The sequence below is a fragment of the Anabaena sp. CCY 9613 genome (genome assembly GCF_963920895.1).
GTDB lineage: Bacteria > Cyanobacteriota > Cyanobacteriia > Cyanobacteriales > Nostocaceae > Cyanocohniella.
In genome coordinates this window covers 173,626-193,060 of sequence record NZ_CAWUDE010000010.1, presented here as the reverse complement: position 1 = coordinate 193,060, position 19,435 = coordinate 173,626, and the positions used below count along the sequence as shown (strand labels likewise).

Below are 19,435 nucleotides of genomic sequence, written 5' to 3'. Positions count from 1 at the left end.
GGGATGTGGGGTATATGGGGAAGTATCTTCGTTCTTGTCCCCATTACCCTGCTCCCCCAGTCCCTAGACTCTATCTTTAATTTCCTCCGTACTAGGGGGTTGCTGATTGTATTGAGTGTTTTGCTGAGTCATAGTCAACAAACTTAAAAAAATGGCAATCCCCACAGCTATGCTGAGAACAGGACGCTTGAGGAGGATAAAATCTCGTATAATTCTAGCTAGAGGACTACTTTGACGACGTAATGTCGAGCAAATCATTATTTGTTTGAGAGTAAAAGGATCGCGAACATAATGGCCACTGGGACAGACTACTAATTTTTGCTGGCAATACGGGCAGTTAAACAAGCCAATGTATGACTTGACTGGTTTTGTCCTAGTATTTCTTTGGCAAATTGGGCAAGTAACATAATGATTATCAAAGGTGTGTATATTCATCTACCTCGTCCGCCTAGTCCATTTATTCGCTCTATAACAATAGCTATATTCAATTTTTGAGAAATGCTTAGTAGACCTGATAGGGTGAGATGATATTAGTCATTCATCACTCTTATAGTTATGTTTCTACCAAGGATGGCTCAATGGTGGTAACACGAGTATAACTAGATTTGGGTGAAGATGGCTGCTTTTTACTGATTGGCTATAGTACATTAACTACGTTCACAGATAATATATTTTATCTACAGATAATAAGTTGGCACTCACTTTCACCTCATCAGCGTGTTGCTGACCATTGACTATTAATTCTCTCTCATTTAACCACTCCCTTGATAGAAATTTTGAGTAACAGAATGTTTTTTAAACAAAATTTTGTAAATTGACATCTAGCATCATTGTTCACGAAACCTGAACACCGGGTTAATGAGTGAAAAATCAAGGTCTTCAGGTTGAAGTCATTGCCAGACACCAGGTTTTTGACGAGCAAGCAAGTTAAAAGTAAATCGACCAATTTAAACTTACTTGTCTGGTTGATAAATAATGACTCACAATGATAAATAACAGTTAAAAATTTAAATTTCTGCTTACATTTACCCCACCCTTCAATGACTCTCTTGCCTCCCAGCGAACTGAGGAAGGTAACGGAACAATCTATATTTCCTACACCTTCTACTCGTTTAACACATCTGATTAACGGTTTTCAACTATCCCCAGAAACTGTTGTATTATTTTTAGCCCTGCTAATTGGTGGTGGCACTGGTATGGGTGTAGTCACGTTTCACTATCTAATTGAGTTGATTCATCACCTGATGCTGGAAAATTTTATGGGTGCAATTGGTGTCTGGGGTGCCTGGACTTTAGCCTGTGTGCCTGCATTGGGGGGGTTAATTGTGGGATTGATGCGCTGGTATGCTCAAGACTTTGGCCCTGGACTGTCGTCTTTAATTGCTGCCTCCCAGGGAGTAGAAATCAAGCAACAATTACGGCCTGTAACGAAAATGTTAGCAGCATCTGTTTCTTTAGGGAGTGGTGCCGCTTTAGGCCCTGAGGGGCCTAGTGTAGAAATTGGTGCCAATTTTGGGATGCTATTGTCTGTGATTCTCAAAGTATCTCAAGAGCGGCAGCGGTTACTTTTAGGTGCGGGTGCGGCGGCGGGATTAGCCGCCGGATTTAATGCGCCCATTGCTGGTGTATTTTTTGCTTTGGAAGTGGTGATGGGGACAACATCCTTTGCCACTTCGGCGGTGAGTGTGGTGTTGTTAGCCGCAGTCGTGGCAGCATTAATTGCTCAAGTTGGTTTGGGGGCCCAACCGGCTTTTGCTTTACCTGTTTACCAAGTCCGCAGTCTTCTGGAATTACCGCTTTATCTTGGTTTGGGTTTGGGGGCAAGTTTAGTTTCTCTAGCTTATACAGAAGCAATTCGTTTGGCAAAAGCTGGCTTTGCCGGTTTTATTCCCGGATTAAAGTTTTTAGGACGAATTCCTCAATCCATTCATCCCTTGATAGGCGGCATTATTCTCGGCATAGTAGCTTGGCAATTTCCGCAAATACTCGGTATTGGTTATGAAACAGTAGAAGCAATGCTGCAAGATGTGGAGTTTTCTCTGCATTTATTAGTTGTCTTGTTGGTGGTGAAGTTGCTAATGACTGCCATCAGTGCTGGTAGTGGTTTTGTGGGTGGTATATTTGCACCAGCTATGTTTCTGGGTGCTTCACTAGGATCTGCTTATGCCAAAATTATAACTCTGTTGTTTCCCGCAGTTGGTGAAGTGATGGCGGCACCCCCAGCCTATGCAATGGTGGGAATGGCAGCAGTTCTAGCCGCGAGTGTGAGAGCGCCTTTAACGGCTATTTTGATGCTATTTGAATTAACCCGTGACTACCGCATTGTTTTACCTTTAATGGCAGCAGTTGGTTTAAGTGTGTGGTTAATAGAACGGATTAAGCCAAATTTCAATTCTAATTTGAATCTGCAACAAATTGGTCTTTCTGAGTTAAAAGACGAACAGGCGGAAATTGTCCAGCAAATTTTAGTAGAAGATGCTATGCTAAACTTCCCCAAAAAGTTGCCTGCAACCTTAGGAGTTATAGAGGCAGCTATGGAAATGACACGCGATCGCTGTCGTAGTGCTTTAGTAATTAATCAAGCAGGACAATTAGCTGGTATCCTGTCTCTAGAAGATATTAACAGGGTTCTTTCTCCTTGGCAAAATTTTTCATATTCTTCAATTGAAATTACGAGTAATTTATCTAGTAAAACTCTTTTAGATATTTGTACGACTGAAATTTTATTTGCTTGGCATGATGAACTTTTGTCTGAAGCTTTAGATCGCATGGCTTTGCGAGGGTTACATCAGTTACCTGTAGTAGCGCGAGACAACCAGGAGCAGATTTTGGGATTACTAGAACGCGAGCAAATCGCGTTAACATGCAGCTTGGCAGTAACGCGGATGGCACTTCAGAACTATTTGTCTGAGAAAAGCACAACGAACACAGTTAATGATCAAGAGTCAAGAGTCAAGACTCAATAAGATTCTTGAGTCTTGACTCTTGACTCTTGAAAACTTATTTAAGCCGTGGCTTCTATAGCGTCCAGTTCTTCTTTCTCGTCTGCATCTAACTGCCGTAGACGAATGTGCTTTTTCCCTAAAGTGATGATAAACTCATCACCGGGTTTGAGATTCATCTGTTTTGTATAAGCTGAACCTATCAATAAATTTCCGTTTGATTGCACACTAATTCTATAGCTAGCACTGCGTCCACCACGTCCATTGGCACTGGGGGTGCTGTCTAACTGAATGCCTTCAGCATCAATTAGGGCGTTTAAGAATTTCATCATATTGACACGCTCTATGCCATTTTTGGTAATGGTATAGTAGCCGCACTCCTTGGCTTTTTCTTCTTTGCTAAGGTTCTCTAGCTCTTTGACTTTTTTGAGCAGTTCTTCCCCGAGTAGGGGTTCTATTTTTTTCTGTTTAGGCATCAACTTAGGTTGAAAATGAATGGTTGAAGTAGTTGAATCGATTTTATTTTAGCTGACGTTGAGCTAGTAGGAACAGAGTCCTTTAGTTTTTATCTCAGCCTTGCCAAGTATATTACACTGATATGCAGAATTGTTGCACAATTATCAATCTTACCAAGACAATCTATTTTGTAAAATGCTGATAACTATATATATTTTGTGAATCACTGCTAGACTATATTTGTTTAAGTTTCCTAAAGTTACGCTCAAAACTCGTTTACTTGGTCACTTTGATAATTGCAGTATAGGATGAATAAGCAAAACTGACCCTTTAGTCATTAATCATTAGTGATTATTCAATGGTTAGTGGTCAATAAAAAACAAATGACAACTGCTAAATAAATAAAGCTTGTCCGCATGAAACTAACTACCAAAGGACATTACAGTGTGAAGGCATTACTAGATTTGAGCTTACAGCCAAGTTATGGGCCTGCATCTGTGAGAGCGATCGCACTGCGCCAAGATATCCCTGCTCCTTACTTAGAAAAATTGCTCATAGAAATGCGTCGTGCTGGGTTAGTAAAATCAATTCGCGGCAGCATTGGCGGATATCAACTAGCACGAAAACCTGTACAAATTTCCATCGGACAAATTTTAGAGGCCGTTGGTGAAACTATTACTCGGTTACCTGATCACACGCCAACGCCAGCACAAACTGAAGATTGGGTAACATTTACTCTTTGGCAGAGACTTAACCAAAAGCTCAAAGAGGCTTTGTACAGTATTACTTTGGCAGACCTCTATTATGATGCTCGGAGTTGGCAAGCATCCCTGGGAGAAGAAGCTAGTTTTGTTGTTTAGTCATTGGTCATCATTTGTAGTTTTTCTTGTGGCGTCACTTTTAGATTATTTAATTGGTGATCCTTGGGGTTGGCCTCATCCAGTGCAAGCGATGGGTGGGGTAATTTCTCACCTGACTAAATTTTTTCTCCAAATCTGTCACCACCCGGTAACGCAACGAATAGCTGGAATTATATTAGGCATAATCTTAATCATTGGTAGTGGCTATATAGGTTGGTTAATAATTCAAGCGGCTAAATGGCTACATCCGCTATTGGCAATTGTCTTAGAAAGCATTCTTCTAGCTAGTTGTTTTGCTTTTAGAAGTCTGCGAACAGCTGCTGAAGCAGTTTTACAACCAATAGCCGCCGGAAATTTAGCAGAAGCTCGGCATATTTTAAGTAATTATGTGGGTCGAGATACACAAAACCTCTCAGAAGCAGAAATTTTGCGCGCCGTGTTAGAAACTGTCACAGAAAATGCTACTGATGGAGTCATGGCTCCACTTTTTTACGCAATTGTTGGTGCTTGTTTGCCAGGTGTAGGTGCAATTCCTTTAGCTTTAGCATACAAAGCTAGTAGTACTCTTGATTCGATGGTGGGTTATCGGGAAGCACCTTATACTTATTTAGGGTGGTTCAGTGCCAAATTAGAAGATTGCTTAACCTGGCTACCTTGCCGCTTAACAGTGATAACTTTGGCATTATTATCGGGTAAACCGTTGCATATTTGGCAAATTTGCCGCCGAGATGCAGTTACCGACCCTAGTCCTAACTCTGGCTGGAGTGAGTGTGCTTATGCTGCTATTTTAGGTGTGCAAATGGGTGGTACAAATTGGTATCGCGGGGTAGCTAAACAAAAACCACTGTTAGGAGATGCAATTTATGCCATCACCCCGAATTGTATTCAAACTGCCTTGCTATTAACTCGATATTGTTTTTTATTGTGGTTAGGGATAGCGATCGCTATACTCTTAATTTTGAACAGATAATAAAATAAGGCATTAAGTCATAGAAAAGGTAGGGGGACAGGAGGAGAAGGAGAGAGGAACGAAAATACTTCCTCATTAATATCCCCCCATTTACCCCCTTTCCCCTTTCCCCATCCCCTAATCCTCCCATCTAAAACTATGTCTGCCAAAGTAGTTGAAATTCTCTCATCAGAAGACCTGCGTCGTACCTTAACCCGTCTGGCTTCTCAGATTGTGGAAAGGACACGTGATTTATCCCAACTGGTACTTATCGGCATTTATACTAGAGGAGCCTTATTAGCTGAATTGCTGGCACGTCAGATTGAAACACTCGAAGGTGTAAATGTAGCGGTGGGAGCGTTAGATATTACATTCTATCGGGATGATCTTGACAAAATTGGGTTACGAACTCCCGCGAAAAGCACTATTCCTTTTGATCTGACAGGGAAAACAGTAGTATTGGTTGATGATGTAATTTTCAAAGGTCGGACAATTCGGGCGGCGTTGAATGCTGTCACCGAGTATGGTAGACCAGAAGTAATTCGTTTGGCTGTTTTAGTAGACAGGGGCCATCGAGAATTACCCATTCACCCAGATTTTATTGGCAAGCAACTACCAACAGCTAAAGAAGAGGTGGTGAAAGTTTACTTACAAGATTGGGATAATAGAGACGCCGTAGAGTTAATGAGTGATTGATTTTTGACTTCACGGCGGTACTACTCCCCATTTTTAACAACACTAATAGTTTGCAATAACTGATTAGCTGTATAGGGTTTAGCTAAAAATGCTTTGATCCCGATATCATAAGCTGCATCTACCTTATCAGTTGTAGCTAGTCCACTGATGGCGATGATTTTGACTTTCGGGTTAATTTTTTGCAATGTCCTAATGGTTGTCATACCATCCATCGCAGGCATAGCCATATCTGTTAAAACCAGAGATATTTCATCTCGATGTTCCGCATATAAGGCTATGGCTTCAATGCCGTCACTGGCTGTGATTGCTTGGTAATTATGGCTTTCTAAAGAAGTTTTGGTAATATCCCGAATGGCAACTTCATCATCTACAACCAAAATTAATTCTCTGTTACCTTGGGGGAAACTCTGTTCTGCTTCTTCTATGGTTTCTGTTGTCTGTTGTGCTGGTAAATAAACCTTAAATTGAGTGCCTCTTCTAGGTTCGCTGTATACATTAATAAAACCACCGTGGCTTTTAACAATGCCTAATACTGTAGAAAGACCAAGCCCAGTACCTTTACCAACTTCTTTGGTGGTAAAAAATGGTTCAAATATCCGATCTAATATTTCTGATGGAATGCCAATTCCCGTATCACTAACGGTAATCACTACATAGGAACCTACTTGAGCATCAAGATGCATTTTGGTGTAATTTTCGTCAATTACCAGATTTTCCGCCAATATTTTTAATCTTCCACTATTAGGCATAGCATCACGAGCATTGACACACAGATTCATCAGTACTTGGTGTAATTGTGTGGCATCGCCAGTTACATTCCACAGGTTTGGGGGAATTTGGCTAGTAACTTCTATAAATTTGGGAAATGTTTCTTTAATAATTTGCTGAATTTCTATAATTAGGTGCTTTAGTTGTAAGAGGGTACGCTCTCCCTCAAGACCACGAGTAAATGATAAGACTTGGTTAACTAAATCGGCACCACGTTTAGCATTGGCGAGCAAAATAGGCAACAACCGTCGAGAACGCTCATCATGTATATGTAACTCCAGCAGTTGTGCTGTCATCATAATAGGAGCCAGAACATTGTTGAGGTCGTGGGCAATACCACTGGCTAGAGTGCCAATACTTTCCAATCTTTGGGCCCTAAGAAACTGGGCTTCTAGTTGCTTTTTTTGGGTAATATCAGTGTTCACAACCAGAATAGATTGGGGTCTATTACCGAAGTCCTTAACTAATGTCCAACGACTTTGGACAATAATGTCTTGACCTAATTTGGTTCTTTGATGTAACTCTCCCTCCCAAGAACCATGTTGGATGAGATGTTTGAGTGCTGTTTGTAACAGAGATTCATTTTTTTCCTGCCAAAGCTCTTGTGTTTTTTTACCAATGGCTTCTGCTTTTTGCCAACCGTATAATTTTTCGGCTGCTTTGTTCCAAAATAAAACTGGGTCATCTAAATCGTGAACAAAAATAGCATCGGTAGCAATATCAAGTAAAGCAGCTTGTTGGCGGATTTTTTGTTCTGTTTGTTTGCGTTCCATAGCGTAACGGATAGAACGCTCTAACAAGGGTGCAGTTAACTGACTTTTTTCTAGATAATCTGCTGCACCGGCTTTCATAGCCTCAAGGTCGATTTCCCAGTCTCCTTGACCAGTGAGTAAAATAATTGGGGATGAACAGCCGTTAGCTGTTGAAAAACATTGAAAATACGGTCAACATACTTTTGAGCAAAACCAATCCCATTATCTTCGACAATAATTTGGCAAGTTTCTGCACAAAGGCAAACTTTCTCAGATTGATCGGAGAAAATTTGGCTATAAACTTTGACAACAGGTGGTGTTTGCAGGCGGTGAAACTTTAAAGCATTGCCAATTAAATTTTGCAGCAATTGGCGCATTTGTAGGGGATCAGCTTTAATTGTGGGTAAATCACCAACTTCAATACTTCCACCAGTTTGCTGGATACTCACTTCTAAATCTGACAATACCTCTTGTGCTATTTGTGCTAAATTTACCCAGACAAAAGGTTGTGCCTGAGTGGTAATTCGTGAAAGTATCAATAAATCCTTAATTAAAGTTTGCATCCTCAAGGCTGCATTTTGCATTCGTGCTAAATAATCGCGTCCTGGTTCACTTAAGTCGTTTTCCAGAGTATTTTTGAGGCGATCGCCAAATGTAATAATTTTACGTAGTGGCTCTTGTAAATCATGGGAGGCAATAAAAGCAAACTGTTGTAATTCTTGATTAGAACGGGCGAGTTCTTGGCGTTGACGAGTTTCTTTGTCCAGGATTAAACTTTGATCTAAGGCAATACCTATTTGATCCGCCAGTTGTCGCAACAGTTCAATTTCCCACTTCGTCCACTGACGGGGATGTGTACACTGATGAGCAATAAGTAAACCCCACAGCTGATGTTCCCTAAAAACAGGGACAATCAAATTGGCTTTGACATTAAATTGTTGTAACCATTTGACATAGCTAGGTTGGAGTTGAGCTTGCTCGATGTCAGTGATGGCACTAATTCGTCCCTGACGGTATTGCTCAATGTAACTTTCTGCTAAAGAAGCGTCATTAATCTGCTGACCTAGAACCATAGGTAATCCAGGAACTACCGATTCTTGCAGCACAATATAAGAACCATCGGCGCGCAACCGCAAAATTAACACCCGGTCTGCATGAAGAAGTTTTTGTACCTCTGTCACACTGGTTTGCAAAATTGTATCGATTTGTAATGATTGGCGAATTTTGAGAGTAATATCAGCAAACAATTGCGATCGCAAGTTTTGGCGTTGTAGTTCTGCTTGTACTTTTTTGAGTTCGCACAGTGCGGCTCGGCGTTCGTTAATATCCATCATGCCACCAATCATCCGGATGACTTGACCATTTTCATCCCTCACCGCCTGACCGCGATCTAAAATCCACTTGTAAGAACCATTTTTGCAACGGACTAAATGCTCACTAGTATAAAATGGTGTTTCCTGAGTATTATGTTGAGCAATAGCGTGTCTAACCGCATAAAGATGATGTGGATGTATCCTGGTCATCCATTCATCTAAATTATGGGCAATTTCATGGTCTTCATAACCAAGTATTTCCTTCCACCGCCGGGAAAAAAATACTTCATTAGTTTTCAGATTCCAATCCCAAATGCCATCATTGTTACCCTGTATAGCTAATTGCCAACGTTCTTCACTGGCTTTGAGGGCATCTTCGATTCTTTGACGCTCAATGGCTATAGCTAAGACATCAGCAACAGCTTGAAGAAAATAAATATTATCTTTGGTAAAGGTACGCTCTTGAGTTGTATGTGCCCCCAAGACACCAAAAGGGCATTCTCTGCCATGTATGACTACACTCATACCACCTACCACTTGATGGTCATGTAACAGTGTTGGGCCGCTAAATCGTGTTTCTTGGTGTAGATTACTAACAGTGACTGGTTCTTGGGCAAGTAAAGTATAGCCAGCTTGGGAATCGAGGTCGGTACTGACACTTGCTTGCCCCACTAGCCCAGGCTGCCAACCGATTCCCGCTCGCAGTAGTAAGGCTTCACTGTCGGGTAACAGTTCCAAAATTTTACAATATTCCACCTTGAGACATTGAGCAACAAGCGTCACGCATAAGTTCATCAGTGTAGTTAAATCTAGACCAGCTAGGGCCTTTTGGCTGAGTTCAGCAACCACAGCTTGTTGACTAGCACGAATTTCTAGTGCTGACTCTGCTTGCTTGCGTTTAGTGATATCTATTTCTACACCAGACATGCGTATAGCTACCCCAGAGGGGTCATGAAAGACCTTACCTTTGCTAGCTAACCAGTGGATACTGCCATCAGGCCAAACGACGCGAAATTCGATTTCATAGTCTACCCCGTTTGCGATCGCCTGCTGCTCTATGGACTTGACGAAATTCTGATCTTGAGGGTGAACGCAATCAAAAAAAGTCTCATAACTGCCATCAAAAGTGTCTTTTTCCCATCCATAAAGAGCGTGCAGGGTATCTGACCAAGTAATTTGGTTGCTCAAAAGGTTCCAGTGCCAAATACCCATACGAACGGCCTCCAAAGCCATCCTCAGTTGGGCCTCTCGCCATTGTGCGGCCTCAGTTTGCTGGCGTAATTCTCGGATGGCACGATTAGCTTTTAGAAGTCGGTGTAAACGCTGAGACAAGACCGGCCATTGAATTGGCTTGGTAACAAAATCTGTAGCACCTACAGCAAAAGCTTGCTCTACAGACACTTGATCATCAAGAGCCGTAACCATTAATACAATTGTATCTTCAGCATCAGGAAGAGTTTGCAATTGAGCGCAGCAGGTAAACCCATCCATTTCTGGCATGATGGCATCGAGCAATATGATATCTGGGCGGAGGCGAGTATAGCTAGCAAGAGCCTCTAAACCATTACTTGCTTCTGCTATCTGATATCCAGCTTGTTTGAGCAAATTGCACAGATGTGTGCGTGTAAAAGAATCATCATCTACAACCAAAATCAAGACAGAATCTTTCTTGGTCATTAGTACAAAATAGTTTGATTATTGATGAAGAATTGTATTTAACGGAATCACGGAAGTCCCCACTTTCAGCGAAGCAAGCCGGAGTACTTCACGACTGATCATAATGCTTGTACTATGTGGTATGGGGATACATAAGCTGCTGCTCTTGGGGTGACTTTTGTAAACTCGCCCGAAATTCCGGGGATTGCTTGTCAACTAGAAGGACAATTGTCCCTCTTTCCGATAGGTGAAATCTGGGATAAAGCTCCCGCTATAATCGGTACTCCGATTTAGCGGCGAGTTGTTTACGATAATTACTACACTAATTTTATCTTGAAGCTGGAAGTAATGTGCTAAGGTTTCAGCGCCATCATAAGCACAAAGCGGATTAATACGAACTTGATGATGACAAATACATTTATTTCTGCAATTAAATCAAAAGCCGAAGATAGCTTTGCTATTACCTTTGCGCCATTGTCTCTTGAGGATGTTTACGCTAAAGCTAACGACCCAGCCAACGGTGCTGTGGTAGTGATGAGTGGGATGGTTCGCAATCAAACTGATGGAGAACCGGTGGTTGCTTTAGAATATCAAGCCTATGAACCGATGGCATTGCAAGTTTTTTATCAAATAGCAGCTGATATTCGTTCCTTGTGGCCTGATGTCAATCGGGTGGTGATTTATCATCGGATTGGGCGTTTGTCGGTTGGAGAAATCAGCGTACTAGTAGCGGTTGGTTGCCCCCATCGTAGTGAAGCATTTGCCGCTTGTCGCTATGCTATTGATACTCTCAAACATAATGCCCCTATTTGGAAAAAAGAGTGGTATGGCGAGCCAGATGGTCAACTATCTAGCAGTTGGGTAAGTATTGGTGCTTGTGAACAGTCAGGACAAAATTGTTAAAATTCCCGAAGCGATTGCATATGCCCGTGTTTTGTCTAGAGAACATGCAGAATGGCGATCGCACCCTTGAGTCACTTTAAACTGCCATTCAATTTTGTGACATGGTGACAATGATCAAGACCACAATCAATCATTTCAATGATAAACTCTGTACCTTGCCCTAATTGAGAGTTACATTTCAGTTTACCCTGATATTTTTCTACAATAATTTGTTGACTAATTGATAGTCCTAAACCTTTGCCTTTGTCGACAGGTTTAGTTGTAAAAAACGGTTCAAAGATATGTCTTTTAATATGCGGTAGAATGCCTTTACCATTGTCACAAATGTGAATCCGAATTTTTTGCTTTTTTGCTTTATCACCTGCACTAGAGTCATTATTAGTTACTAATGATAAATGACTGCTAACCATTTCTGTGCGAATCCAAATTCTGGGTATGAAAGAATAATCCTGTTTCATTCTCTCTTCTAAAGCATCGATGGCATTAGTCAAAATATTCATAAATACCTGATTGAGTTCGCCAGGATAACATTCGACTAAAGGCAATTTTCCAAATTCTTTAATTACTTCAATCCCCGGACTATCTTGTGTTGGTTTTAAGCGATGCTGCAAAATTCTAATAACACTATCAATTCCTTCATGTAAATTAGATTTTTGCAGTTTGTCTGCATCAAAACCAGAAAATTTTCGCAAGGCAGACACAATCTCTTGAATACGTTCAGATCCCGATTGCATTGACCATATTAATCTGAGTAAATCTGTCTTAATAAAATTTAAGTCTAACTGTTGCAGATACGAAGTAATTTCTAAGGTTGGTGTGGGATAGTAATATTGGTAAAGTTCAATTAGTTTAATTAAGTCTTCAGTATATTGACCAGTTGGATGGAGATGACAATAAATAAAATTAACGGGATTGTGAATTTCGTTAGCCGTATCTATGACTAGTTTTCCCAAATTAGCCATTTTTTCGTTCTGTAATAGTTGCCTTTTAGTATATTTAAGTTCTGCTTGGGTAATTTCTAGTTGCTGTGATTTTTCTTGTACCTGTGCTTCTACAAGCTGGCGATGGCTCATTTCGTTGTCAACTTGTTCTAATAGTTGTTTTTTTTGTTGTTGCCAAACTTGTTGGGATAATTTCTCTAAAGTTATATCCCTGTGTGTTCCTGTCATCCAGACTGCTTTACCCCATTCATCCCACTGAAATACTCTGCCACAACTGAGAATCCACTTCCATTCGCCGGATTTAGTCAACATTCTCATTTCGACTTCAAATATAGGCGTGTGACCTGCAAGATAGTTTTTCAATACTTGGCGGACTTTCGGCAAATCTTGTGGATGTACAAGTTGCTCGAAGGATCTATAGTGGCCAGTAATTTCATCTACTTGATACCCTAAGATGCTTTTCCACTGAGGATCATAATAAGTTTGCTCAGTCACTAGATTCCAATTCCACCAGCCCAGACCACTGGTAGCTAATGCCATTTGCAAAGCTGCTTGTGAGTGCTGGAAAATCTGTAAAGATTCTGGATTTGGGGACGCAGGAAAGGTTTGGGAGCTTTGCGCTTCCATCTGGTTAATAGCGGGTTCTTCAATATGCATAGCTGCTGATACGATGAGGAAGATATTCTTTAGGCTCTCTCTCTACGTTGTTTTAACACTTGAGGATTTAGGGAGGAAAGATGTTAATTTAGTCACAATCGCTTAATTTAGCTATTACTCAGTTGATTTGATTCAAGTTGAAAGATAGATAAGCAAGGTATGACTCATCTTGAATTAACTCTAGAAAAAGTTAAATAGAAAAGTGTACCCTCTGAAGCGATCGCCTCCGTTGAACTTGAGAAAGAATTAGCTACATTTTGGGTATTCATCAATCTCAAAATGTTAATAAATAGTATAAAAAAGCACAAAAAAATTGCCAAATTGCCCAAAAATTATTAAGTAAAAAACTCTATAATTATTTAATATCAGATGTTTCAGATAAAAATAATTTTGTCAAGCCCTATTTGTAGCTTTTTTGAAAAATATTGGCTTTCACTAAAATCTAGGAGGCTACATCAAGTTGCATCCTCAGAACCTAAACTTTGATGCAGAAAAATCAGTTGAGGAAGTGTCACACCAAATCAGGGCCAATGACGAATGACTATAGATGAAGTCGTGTTGCTACTAAAAGCTAGCCAGGTGAATGGGTTGACGACTCTACAAGAGATGATACTACGCTCATCTTGGGAAGGAAAAACTTATACCAGTATAGCTTTTGAAGCTCATTACGGTGGAGAGCGTGTCAGGAAAGTTGCTGCTCATTTATGGCAATTGCTGAGTGATTTTTGGAGAGAACCCATCCATAAATCTAACTTCCGTCAAACTTTAGAACCTCGTCGATTGAGTAAAGTTCATCAGCAGTTAATTAAGGAGTTTAACCGAGCAGCTACCGCCATCGCCTTAGAATTTCCCAATGGCCCGGTATCCTTGGACTCTCGATTTTACATTCCTCGTCCACCAGTGGAAGAACTAGCTTACGCAGAAATAACAGAACCAGGAAGTGTTATCTGCATCAGATCTCCTAAAAAAATGGGGAAAAGCTCTTTAATTCTCAGGGTGCTGGCGCGGGCTGTCAATCAAGGGTTTCAGACTGTAAGTTTGGACTTTCAACAAGCCGATAAAGCAGTTTTTAGTAGTTTAGATAAGTTTTTGCGCTGGTTTTGTGCCAATGTCAGTCGGGAGTTACAGCTAGAAGTAAAACTTAATGATTATTGGGATGAGGACATGGGTAGCAAAATCAGCTGCTCAATCTATTTTCAAAAATATTTATTGTCGGCGCTGAAAACTCCCTTGGTCTTGGTATTAAACGAAGTAGATTGGGTATTTGAGTATCCCGACATTGCTGGGGAATTTTTGCCCTTGGTGCGTTCTTGGTATGAACAAGCCAAAATGGTGGAGATGTGGCAAAAACTCCGCCTGGTGTTGGTGTACTCCAAAGAAATTTTTGTTCCCCTAAAACTGACTCAATCGCCATTTAATATTGGCTTACCCATAAAATTACCACCTTTTACCACCGAACAGGTGCAAGAACTAGCACAACGTCATGGACTAGATTGGTCAGATGGCAAGGATGCTGAGAGTTTGATGGCGATGGTGGGGGGACATCCTTATCTCGTCAGGTTGGCTTTGTATCATCTGGTGGGAAAAGGAGGGTTAGAACGGAATCTACAGCAGTTACTACAACAAGCAGCAACAACAGCAGGTATTTATCATGATTATTTAAGACAGTATGTTTTAGCACTACGAGAGGAACCAGAATTAGCATCGGCTTTTTATGAAGTAATTACCGCTACAGATGATGTGAAATTAGAGCTAGTAGTGGCATACAAATTACAGAGTTTAGGTCTAGTGAATTTAGCAGGCGATCGCTGTACTCCTGCGTGTGAGTTGTATCGTTTGTATTTTCGCGGACAAATCAATAGTCATGAAGATGTGGCTTTTGTGCGTGTTGAGAGGTTTTAACTGTCAGTTTAGGCGTTGCTAGTATGATTCCCCAGTTAGACACTGAGCCGACGGCTTTAATCAATGCGGCTGAACAGGCATTATTCCAAGCTAAAAGAAAAGGATGCGATCGCCTCGTCTTTGGTTGAGGTGAGGATTGGGACTGGGAAGGGGACAAGAACAAAAATGCTTCCCCATCTCCCCATCTCCCTCAAATCAACGCATCGTCACTATGGGTACACCTAACCATCCGGCAAAATTCTCTTTCTGGGAGGGATCGGGGTTATGGACTGGAACTATTTGATATTTAGTAGGATGTGGTGCTGTTAGGGTGACAGAATAAGTACGCAGTTCATCTTGGTGGAAAACTGTTACCTGAATTGTGTCGTTGGGTTGGTAATCTTTGAGGCGATCGCTTAATTGATGTGCTGTGAGACGTATGCCTTCAATAGCTAACAATTCATCGCCTGCATCAATTCCTGCTAGTTGTGCAGGTGAACCGGCTTCCACAGATTTAATTACCTCTCGACCATTTTCAGTTTTGGCTCTGATCCCCATGTAAGGCTCTTCTTCTCGCTCTGCTAGCAGCTGTAAACCAAACGGTTCTAGGTACTGATTAAAAGGCAACTCGTCGGTACTATCAAGGTAGCGATCGCAGAAATTACCCAAGTCTACACCTGCTACAGATTCCATGACTTCTTGCAACTGTTCGGGAGTATAGCCAATTTCTGCTTGCCCAAATTTCCACCACATTTGCCGCATGACATCATCAAGCGATCGCTGATTGCCATGTCGCGCTCTAATCAGCAAATCTAGCAATAAAGAAACCATTTCTCCCTTCAAATAGTAGGACATTTGGGAATTATTGCTATTGGTGTCTGGACGATACAGTTTAATCCAAGCATCAAAACTAGACTCGGAAAGTGGTTGTACTTTGCGTCCTGGGGTTGTGAGAAATCTGGTTATTTCCTTACTCAAATGATTTAAATACGACTTTGCATCATAAATACCTGCACGCAAAGGAATCAGTAAGTCATAGTAACTTGTAGTACCCTCGCAGAACCACAAAGAAGGAGTATAGTTTTCTTGCTCGTAATCAAACACCTCTAACCCCTTGGGGCGAATTCGCTTGACATTCCACAGGTGAAAAAATTCATGTGCTACTAATTGCACAAAGCGTTCGTATTTATCCTGTGAGCGAAACCCAAAACGCTGATAAATTAAAGAACAACAGTTTTTATGTTCCAAACCCCCATAAGCTTGGGCAAATAAATGCAGCAGAAAAATATAGCGCTCATAGGGTAGACCACCAAACATCTGCGCTTCTACCTGGATCACTTTTTGGATATCAGCAATTATCCGCTGCGATTGTAAATTGCCCTGTCCCCAGATTGCCAGTTCATGGGGTTTTCCTAAGACCTCAAAGTGATATGACTGGTGGTTTCCAATCTCGAAGGGACTATCTACAAGAGTGTCAAAATCGGCTGCCGAAAAAGTGTGAGCTTGGTTGCTGACTTGTGGTAAAGAAGTCGTTACCCGCCAGTCTGGGTGTGGCGGAACGACGGTGATGTTAATGGGTAGACTCTCCCAACCTGGGAGTCTAAAAAATATTGCTGCACCGTTGAAATAGCCGTGGGTGGTATCCAAGTGATTGGTGCGTACCGATAGCTCATTGGCAAACATGCGGTAACGTACAGTCACTTCTGAAACACCACTTGTATTCACTTGCCAGTGGTTTTTACTAATTTTTCGCCAAGGTAGAGGCTCGTCTTGAGCAAAAGCCGCAAAATCTTGTAAATTCTTGGCGTATTCTCGCACTAAGTATGAACCTGGCGTCCATACAGGCATTTTCAAGTCAAGAATTGTTGATGAGTGGTTGATTAGCTGCAATGTCACTTCAAACAGATGCGTTTCTGGTTGAGGCATTGCTACCAGGTAATGAATCGTTGGTACTGTTTCCTGGACGCCAATCTCGATACGAGGTGCTGTTGCTTCGGTCATCTGTAGTTAAGAGTTATAAATTCTGAGTCAATAGTTAATAGTCAATAGTTAAGGGTCAATAGTCAATAGCGTAGATTCAAGGCTGAACTTACTTTTACTGTAATTTTTTCCATAATGTACCGTCTTTTCATAGCACCCATTCCTCAAGACTCAGCTTTTAACTAGACTTTATCCAATCCAGCTTCATAAATTGCAATATATTTTCAGACATCAAAGATCAAGAGCAGGTGGCATAGCACAGAGCTTGATCTATTGCTGAAAACATTTCCCCAGCCTGAAATTTACCCAATACCTAATAGCCCTAGTTTTCCACATTTAAATAAACGTCACATCCCAATCATTACATTTATCATGATGCAGAAAGGGTAATTTCGTAAATATGTTGGTGTTCTAATCCTGATATTTTGGACTATATCTACCAAGGCTAGCTGACAACCTACACAAGACAAATAATTGACATGAGCCTGGAGAGCAATTTTGAGTCATTAAAGCTCTGATCTGATTAACACCAACGATTCAACCAGAGCTTAGACCTTACCCGCTAAATTGATCAACTGTTTGAAGTTGATGAGATCAATAATATTATTAGAGCTGTCAATTGATATCCAACCTTTTTCATGTAGTTTGTCCATGATTTTGGTGGTGTCGTCTACACCGATTTCTGTCACTTCTGCTAAATCTTTAAAAGCAATGTTGAGAATTTCTTTGCCTTTGGCAGATTCTTGTCCGTAGCTTTCCCCCAAACTCACTAGAGTATGAGCAAGTTTGACAGCTGGCGGCGAAGAGCGAATTTGCAAGCGCTGGTTAATTTGCCGCAATCGTCTTACCATTAGCTGCAACATCCGGTGATGTAATTGTGGGTCTTTAAATAATATTTGAATGAAACGCTCTCTAGAAATGCTCAACAACTGCACTGGCGACAGAGCAATCACGTCGGTGGAACGGGGAGATTCATCTAAAATCGCCATTTCTCCAAAAAAATCGCCTCGGCCTAAAATTGCTAGGGCTACAGAATCATCTCCGGATGTGCGTCGTACTTTCACCCAGCCAGAAACTATAAAGTAAACTGCATTACCCCAGGCGTCTTCCATCAACACAGCGCGTCCCACGGGATATTCATGTTCAATTGCTACATTAAGTAACCATTCCAAAGTCTGTGGACTGGCTGTACTTAGTAAGGGAAAAAGTTGACTAAAAACCTCAGTTTGCATGTAGTGTCTACAATAAATGAGTTCAACTGTGGAAAATTAAATTGGCTAATATGAAAATTTCGCAACCGTGACTTAGTAAAAATACGTTAGTTTATTGTAATAAGTGAAACAAAAATATCTTAGATCAACTAGCCTAAGATTTCATTACAACATAACAATTGTGTATGCGATCGCAATCAGCGCTTTCACTGACAGAATAGTTTCTAGTTGTGTTTGGGGATCTCACCAGTGTCTGTAAGTATTTTGATTTGTTTATCTAAATTTTTGACTAGCTTATTTAAAGCCTCCACAGCCTCTAATTGCTCTGATTTGGGGCTAGGATTGAGTAGTAGTCTTTGGTGCAGTTCTTGCAACTTTAAGCTGAGTTGTTGAGAAATGCCCAAGGCGTCGCGACTAAGACGTGACAACTGTTGTTGTTGATAAAATTTTAAAGCCGCTCCTCTTAAAACCTGTAGTGTCGCTTCTTCGCCGTACATTCCTGGCATCACCCGCAGGCGCAACAACAAGCGGTTTTGTTGATACAAACATTCTTTTTCTACTTGTTTGGGTTCTGCAATTTGGCTCACTGGTAGAGAAGCAAATCGCTTCAATTCATTCAGTACTCCCTGAAATACAGAGAGTGGAAGATTTTCTAAGACTGACTGCAATACTCCGTTATCACTCCAAATTATCCTCCCTTGGTAGGGTTGTCTTTCAAAATATAAGCGGCCAATACCCCCACCCAAAACTCTCCCTAGCAATTCTTCTAGTAGTTTTTTGGGTGCTAGTGTTGCTAGCACTTCCACAGGAGTGAATAATTCTGGAGCTTCTACTTGCAATACAGTTAATTTACTCAGCAATTCTGCCGCGGAAGTTTCTGCGGTTTGTTTTTTATTTCCAGTCACAGACAGATGGGAACTTGGAAATAAGCTATCAAAATTTGGGTCACGCTCAGAAGATTGTGGAGTTGCGGTTTTCTCTGAGGTGTTAGATGCAGAGGGAATGTTAGCAGCAGTGGTTTTTGGGGCTAAATCTGCTCCCTGGTCATTCACCTGTTTAGTATCAGTGCCAGATGTATTTTTATAATTCAGGTAGGCTGACAAGATATTGCGGTGAGTCTCATAGGCAAGTTCTTCAGGCGCTATTGTGCAATTAAGATGAGACAAAATCGGATGCAGGTAATCTAACGCCCTGCTATCTTGGGGATCAACCATACCCAGTAGCAGCTTGTTGTCTGCCAATCCAAAAGGTACGATTTGGTGATATAAGCAAACTTCAAAGGACAAGAGATTATCAATCAGCTGGAACACTTGCTCGCGTCTTTGCTCCCAATTGTTGGAAGTGCCATGTAACAATTGCTGCTCATGTGCTTTTGTATCCGTTGGTTTGTCCTCTGAAGACAACATAAGTTTAATTACTGAGTTTTTTCGGATATTTTATGTTCCTATAAATATAACAGACAGTAAATAA

At 41.0% G+C, this 19,435-nt stretch carries 15 protein-coding genes; 7 read left to right on the top strand and 8 right to left on the bottom strand.

Annotation, left to right across the window (positions count from 1 at the left end):
- Positions 1-63: 63 nt before the first annotated feature.
- Positions 64-435 carry a hypothetical protein gene (locus tag ACM0OT_RS14005; protein WP_414564940.1) on the bottom strand — a complete coding sequence of 124 codons (372 nt, stop codon included), beginning with the start codon at positions 433-435 and terminating at the stop codon, positions 64-66.
- A 605-nt stretch (positions 436-1,040) separates the two neighbouring features.
- On the opposite strand from ACM0OT_RS14005, the gene ACM0OT_RS14000 reads away from it, so the two are divergent.
- On the top strand, positions 1,041-2,966 hold the full coding sequence (locus ACM0OT_RS14000) for a chloride channel protein (RefSeq protein WP_414564939.1): 1,926 nt from the start codon (positions 1,041-1,043) through the stop codon (positions 2,964-2,966).
- A gap of 38 nt (positions 2,967-3,004) precedes the next feature.
- Here the strand turns inward: ACM0OT_RS14000 and ACM0OT_RS13995 are convergent, their stop codons facing one another.
- Positions 3,005-3,418 (bottom strand): AbrB family transcriptional regulator, encoded by a 414-nt coding sequence (locus tag ACM0OT_RS13995; protein WP_414542666.1) that lies wholly within the window; start codon positions 3,416-3,418, stop codon positions 3,005-3,007.
- A 396-nt stretch (positions 3,419-3,814) separates the two neighbouring features.
- Between ACM0OT_RS13995 and ACM0OT_RS13990 the strand changes: the two genes are divergently transcribed.
- From ACM0OT_RS13990 to pyrR, 3 genes are all read left to right on the top strand, one after another.
- Positions 3,815-4,258, top strand: a complete 444-nt coding sequence (locus ACM0OT_RS13990) for an Rrf2 family transcriptional regulator (protein WP_414542665.1) — start codon at positions 3,815-3,817, stop codon at positions 4,256-4,258.
- Positions 4,206-5,228 (top strand): adenosylcobinamide-phosphate synthase CbiB, encoded by a 1,023-nt coding sequence (gene cbiB, locus ACM0OT_RS13985; RefSeq protein ID WP_414564965.1) that lies wholly within the window; start codon positions 4,206-4,208, stop codon positions 5,226-5,228. Before ACM0OT_RS13990 ends, cbiB begins: the two co-directional genes overlap by 53 nt.
- Positions 5,229-5,366: 138 nt before the next feature.
- On the top strand, positions 5,367-5,903 hold the full coding sequence (gene pyrR, locus ACM0OT_RS13980) for a bifunctional pyr operon transcriptional regulator/uracil phosphoribosyltransferase PyrR (RefSeq protein WP_414564938.1): 537 nt from the start codon (positions 5,367-5,369) through the stop codon (positions 5,901-5,903).
- 20 nt (positions 5,904-5,923) lie between these two features.
- On the opposite strand, the gene ACM0OT_RS13975 is transcribed toward pyrR, so the two are convergent.
- Together ACM0OT_RS13975 and ACM0OT_RS13970 are read right to left on the bottom strand one after the other, a co-directional pair.
- Positions 5,924-7,522 (bottom strand): ATP-binding protein, encoded by a 1,599-nt coding sequence (locus tag ACM0OT_RS13975; protein WP_414564936.1) that lies wholly within the window; start codon positions 7,520-7,522, stop codon positions 5,924-5,926.
- Positions 7,519-10,413, bottom strand: a complete 2,895-nt coding sequence (locus ACM0OT_RS13970; RefSeq protein ID WP_414564935.1) for a PAS domain-containing protein — start codon at positions 10,411-10,413, stop codon at positions 7,519-7,521. The genes ACM0OT_RS13975 and ACM0OT_RS13970 overlap by 4 nt, the downstream gene beginning before the upstream one ends.
- 384 nt (positions 10,414-10,797) lie before the next feature.
- Between ACM0OT_RS13970 and ACM0OT_RS13965 the strand changes: the two genes are divergently transcribed.
- Positions 10,798-11,295: a molybdenum cofactor biosynthesis protein MoaE gene (locus ACM0OT_RS13965; protein WP_414564964.1), complete on the top strand. Its 498-nt coding sequence runs from the start codon at positions 10,798-10,800 to the stop codon at positions 11,293-11,295.
- Positions 11,296-11,366: 71 nt separating this feature from the next.
- Here the strand turns inward: ACM0OT_RS13965 and ACM0OT_RS13960 are convergent, their stop codons facing one another.
- Positions 11,367-12,893 carry a PAS domain-containing protein gene (locus tag ACM0OT_RS13960; RefSeq protein ID WP_414564934.1) on the bottom strand — a complete coding sequence of 509 codons (1,527 nt, stop codon included), beginning with the start codon at positions 12,891-12,893 and terminating at the stop codon, positions 11,367-11,369.
- A gap of 537 nt (positions 12,894-13,430) precedes the next feature.
- Here ACM0OT_RS13960 and ACM0OT_RS13955 point away from each other — a divergent pair.
- Both ACM0OT_RS13955 and ACM0OT_RS13950 read left to right on the top strand, forming a co-directional pair.
- Positions 13,431-14,795: an AAA-like domain-containing protein gene (locus tag ACM0OT_RS13955; protein ID WP_414564933.1), complete on the top strand. Its 1,365-nt coding sequence runs from the start codon at positions 13,431-13,433 to the stop codon at positions 14,793-14,795.
- Positions 14,796-14,818: 23 nt separating this feature from the next.
- A complete protein-coding gene (locus ACM0OT_RS13950; protein WP_414564932.1) occupies positions 14,819-14,923 on the top strand; it encodes a hypothetical protein in 105 nt (34 codons plus the stop codon).
- A 67-nt stretch (positions 14,924-14,990) separates the two neighbouring features.
- Here ACM0OT_RS13950 and ACM0OT_RS13945 read toward each other — a convergent pair whose 3' ends face one another.
- The 3 genes from ACM0OT_RS13945 to ACM0OT_RS13935 form a co-directional block, all read right to left on the bottom strand.
- On the bottom strand, positions 14,991-16,775 hold the full coding sequence (locus ACM0OT_RS13945; RefSeq protein WP_414564931.1) for a M61 family metallopeptidase: 1,785 nt from the start codon (positions 16,773-16,775) through the stop codon (positions 14,991-14,993).
- A gap of 527 nt (positions 16,776-17,302) precedes the next feature.
- The gene (locus ACM0OT_RS13940; protein ID WP_414564930.1) at positions 17,303-17,986 is read right to left on the bottom strand and encodes a Crp/Fnr family transcriptional regulator; all 684 of its coding nucleotides are present in this window, start codon (positions 17,984-17,986) and stop codon (positions 17,303-17,305) included.
- 203 nt (positions 17,987-18,189) lie between these two features.
- Entirely contained in the window at positions 18,190-19,371 is a 1,182-nt protein-coding gene (locus ACM0OT_RS13935; protein WP_414564929.1) for a pilus assembly protein PilB, read from the bottom strand.
- Positions 19,372-19,435: the final 64 nt, after the last annotated feature.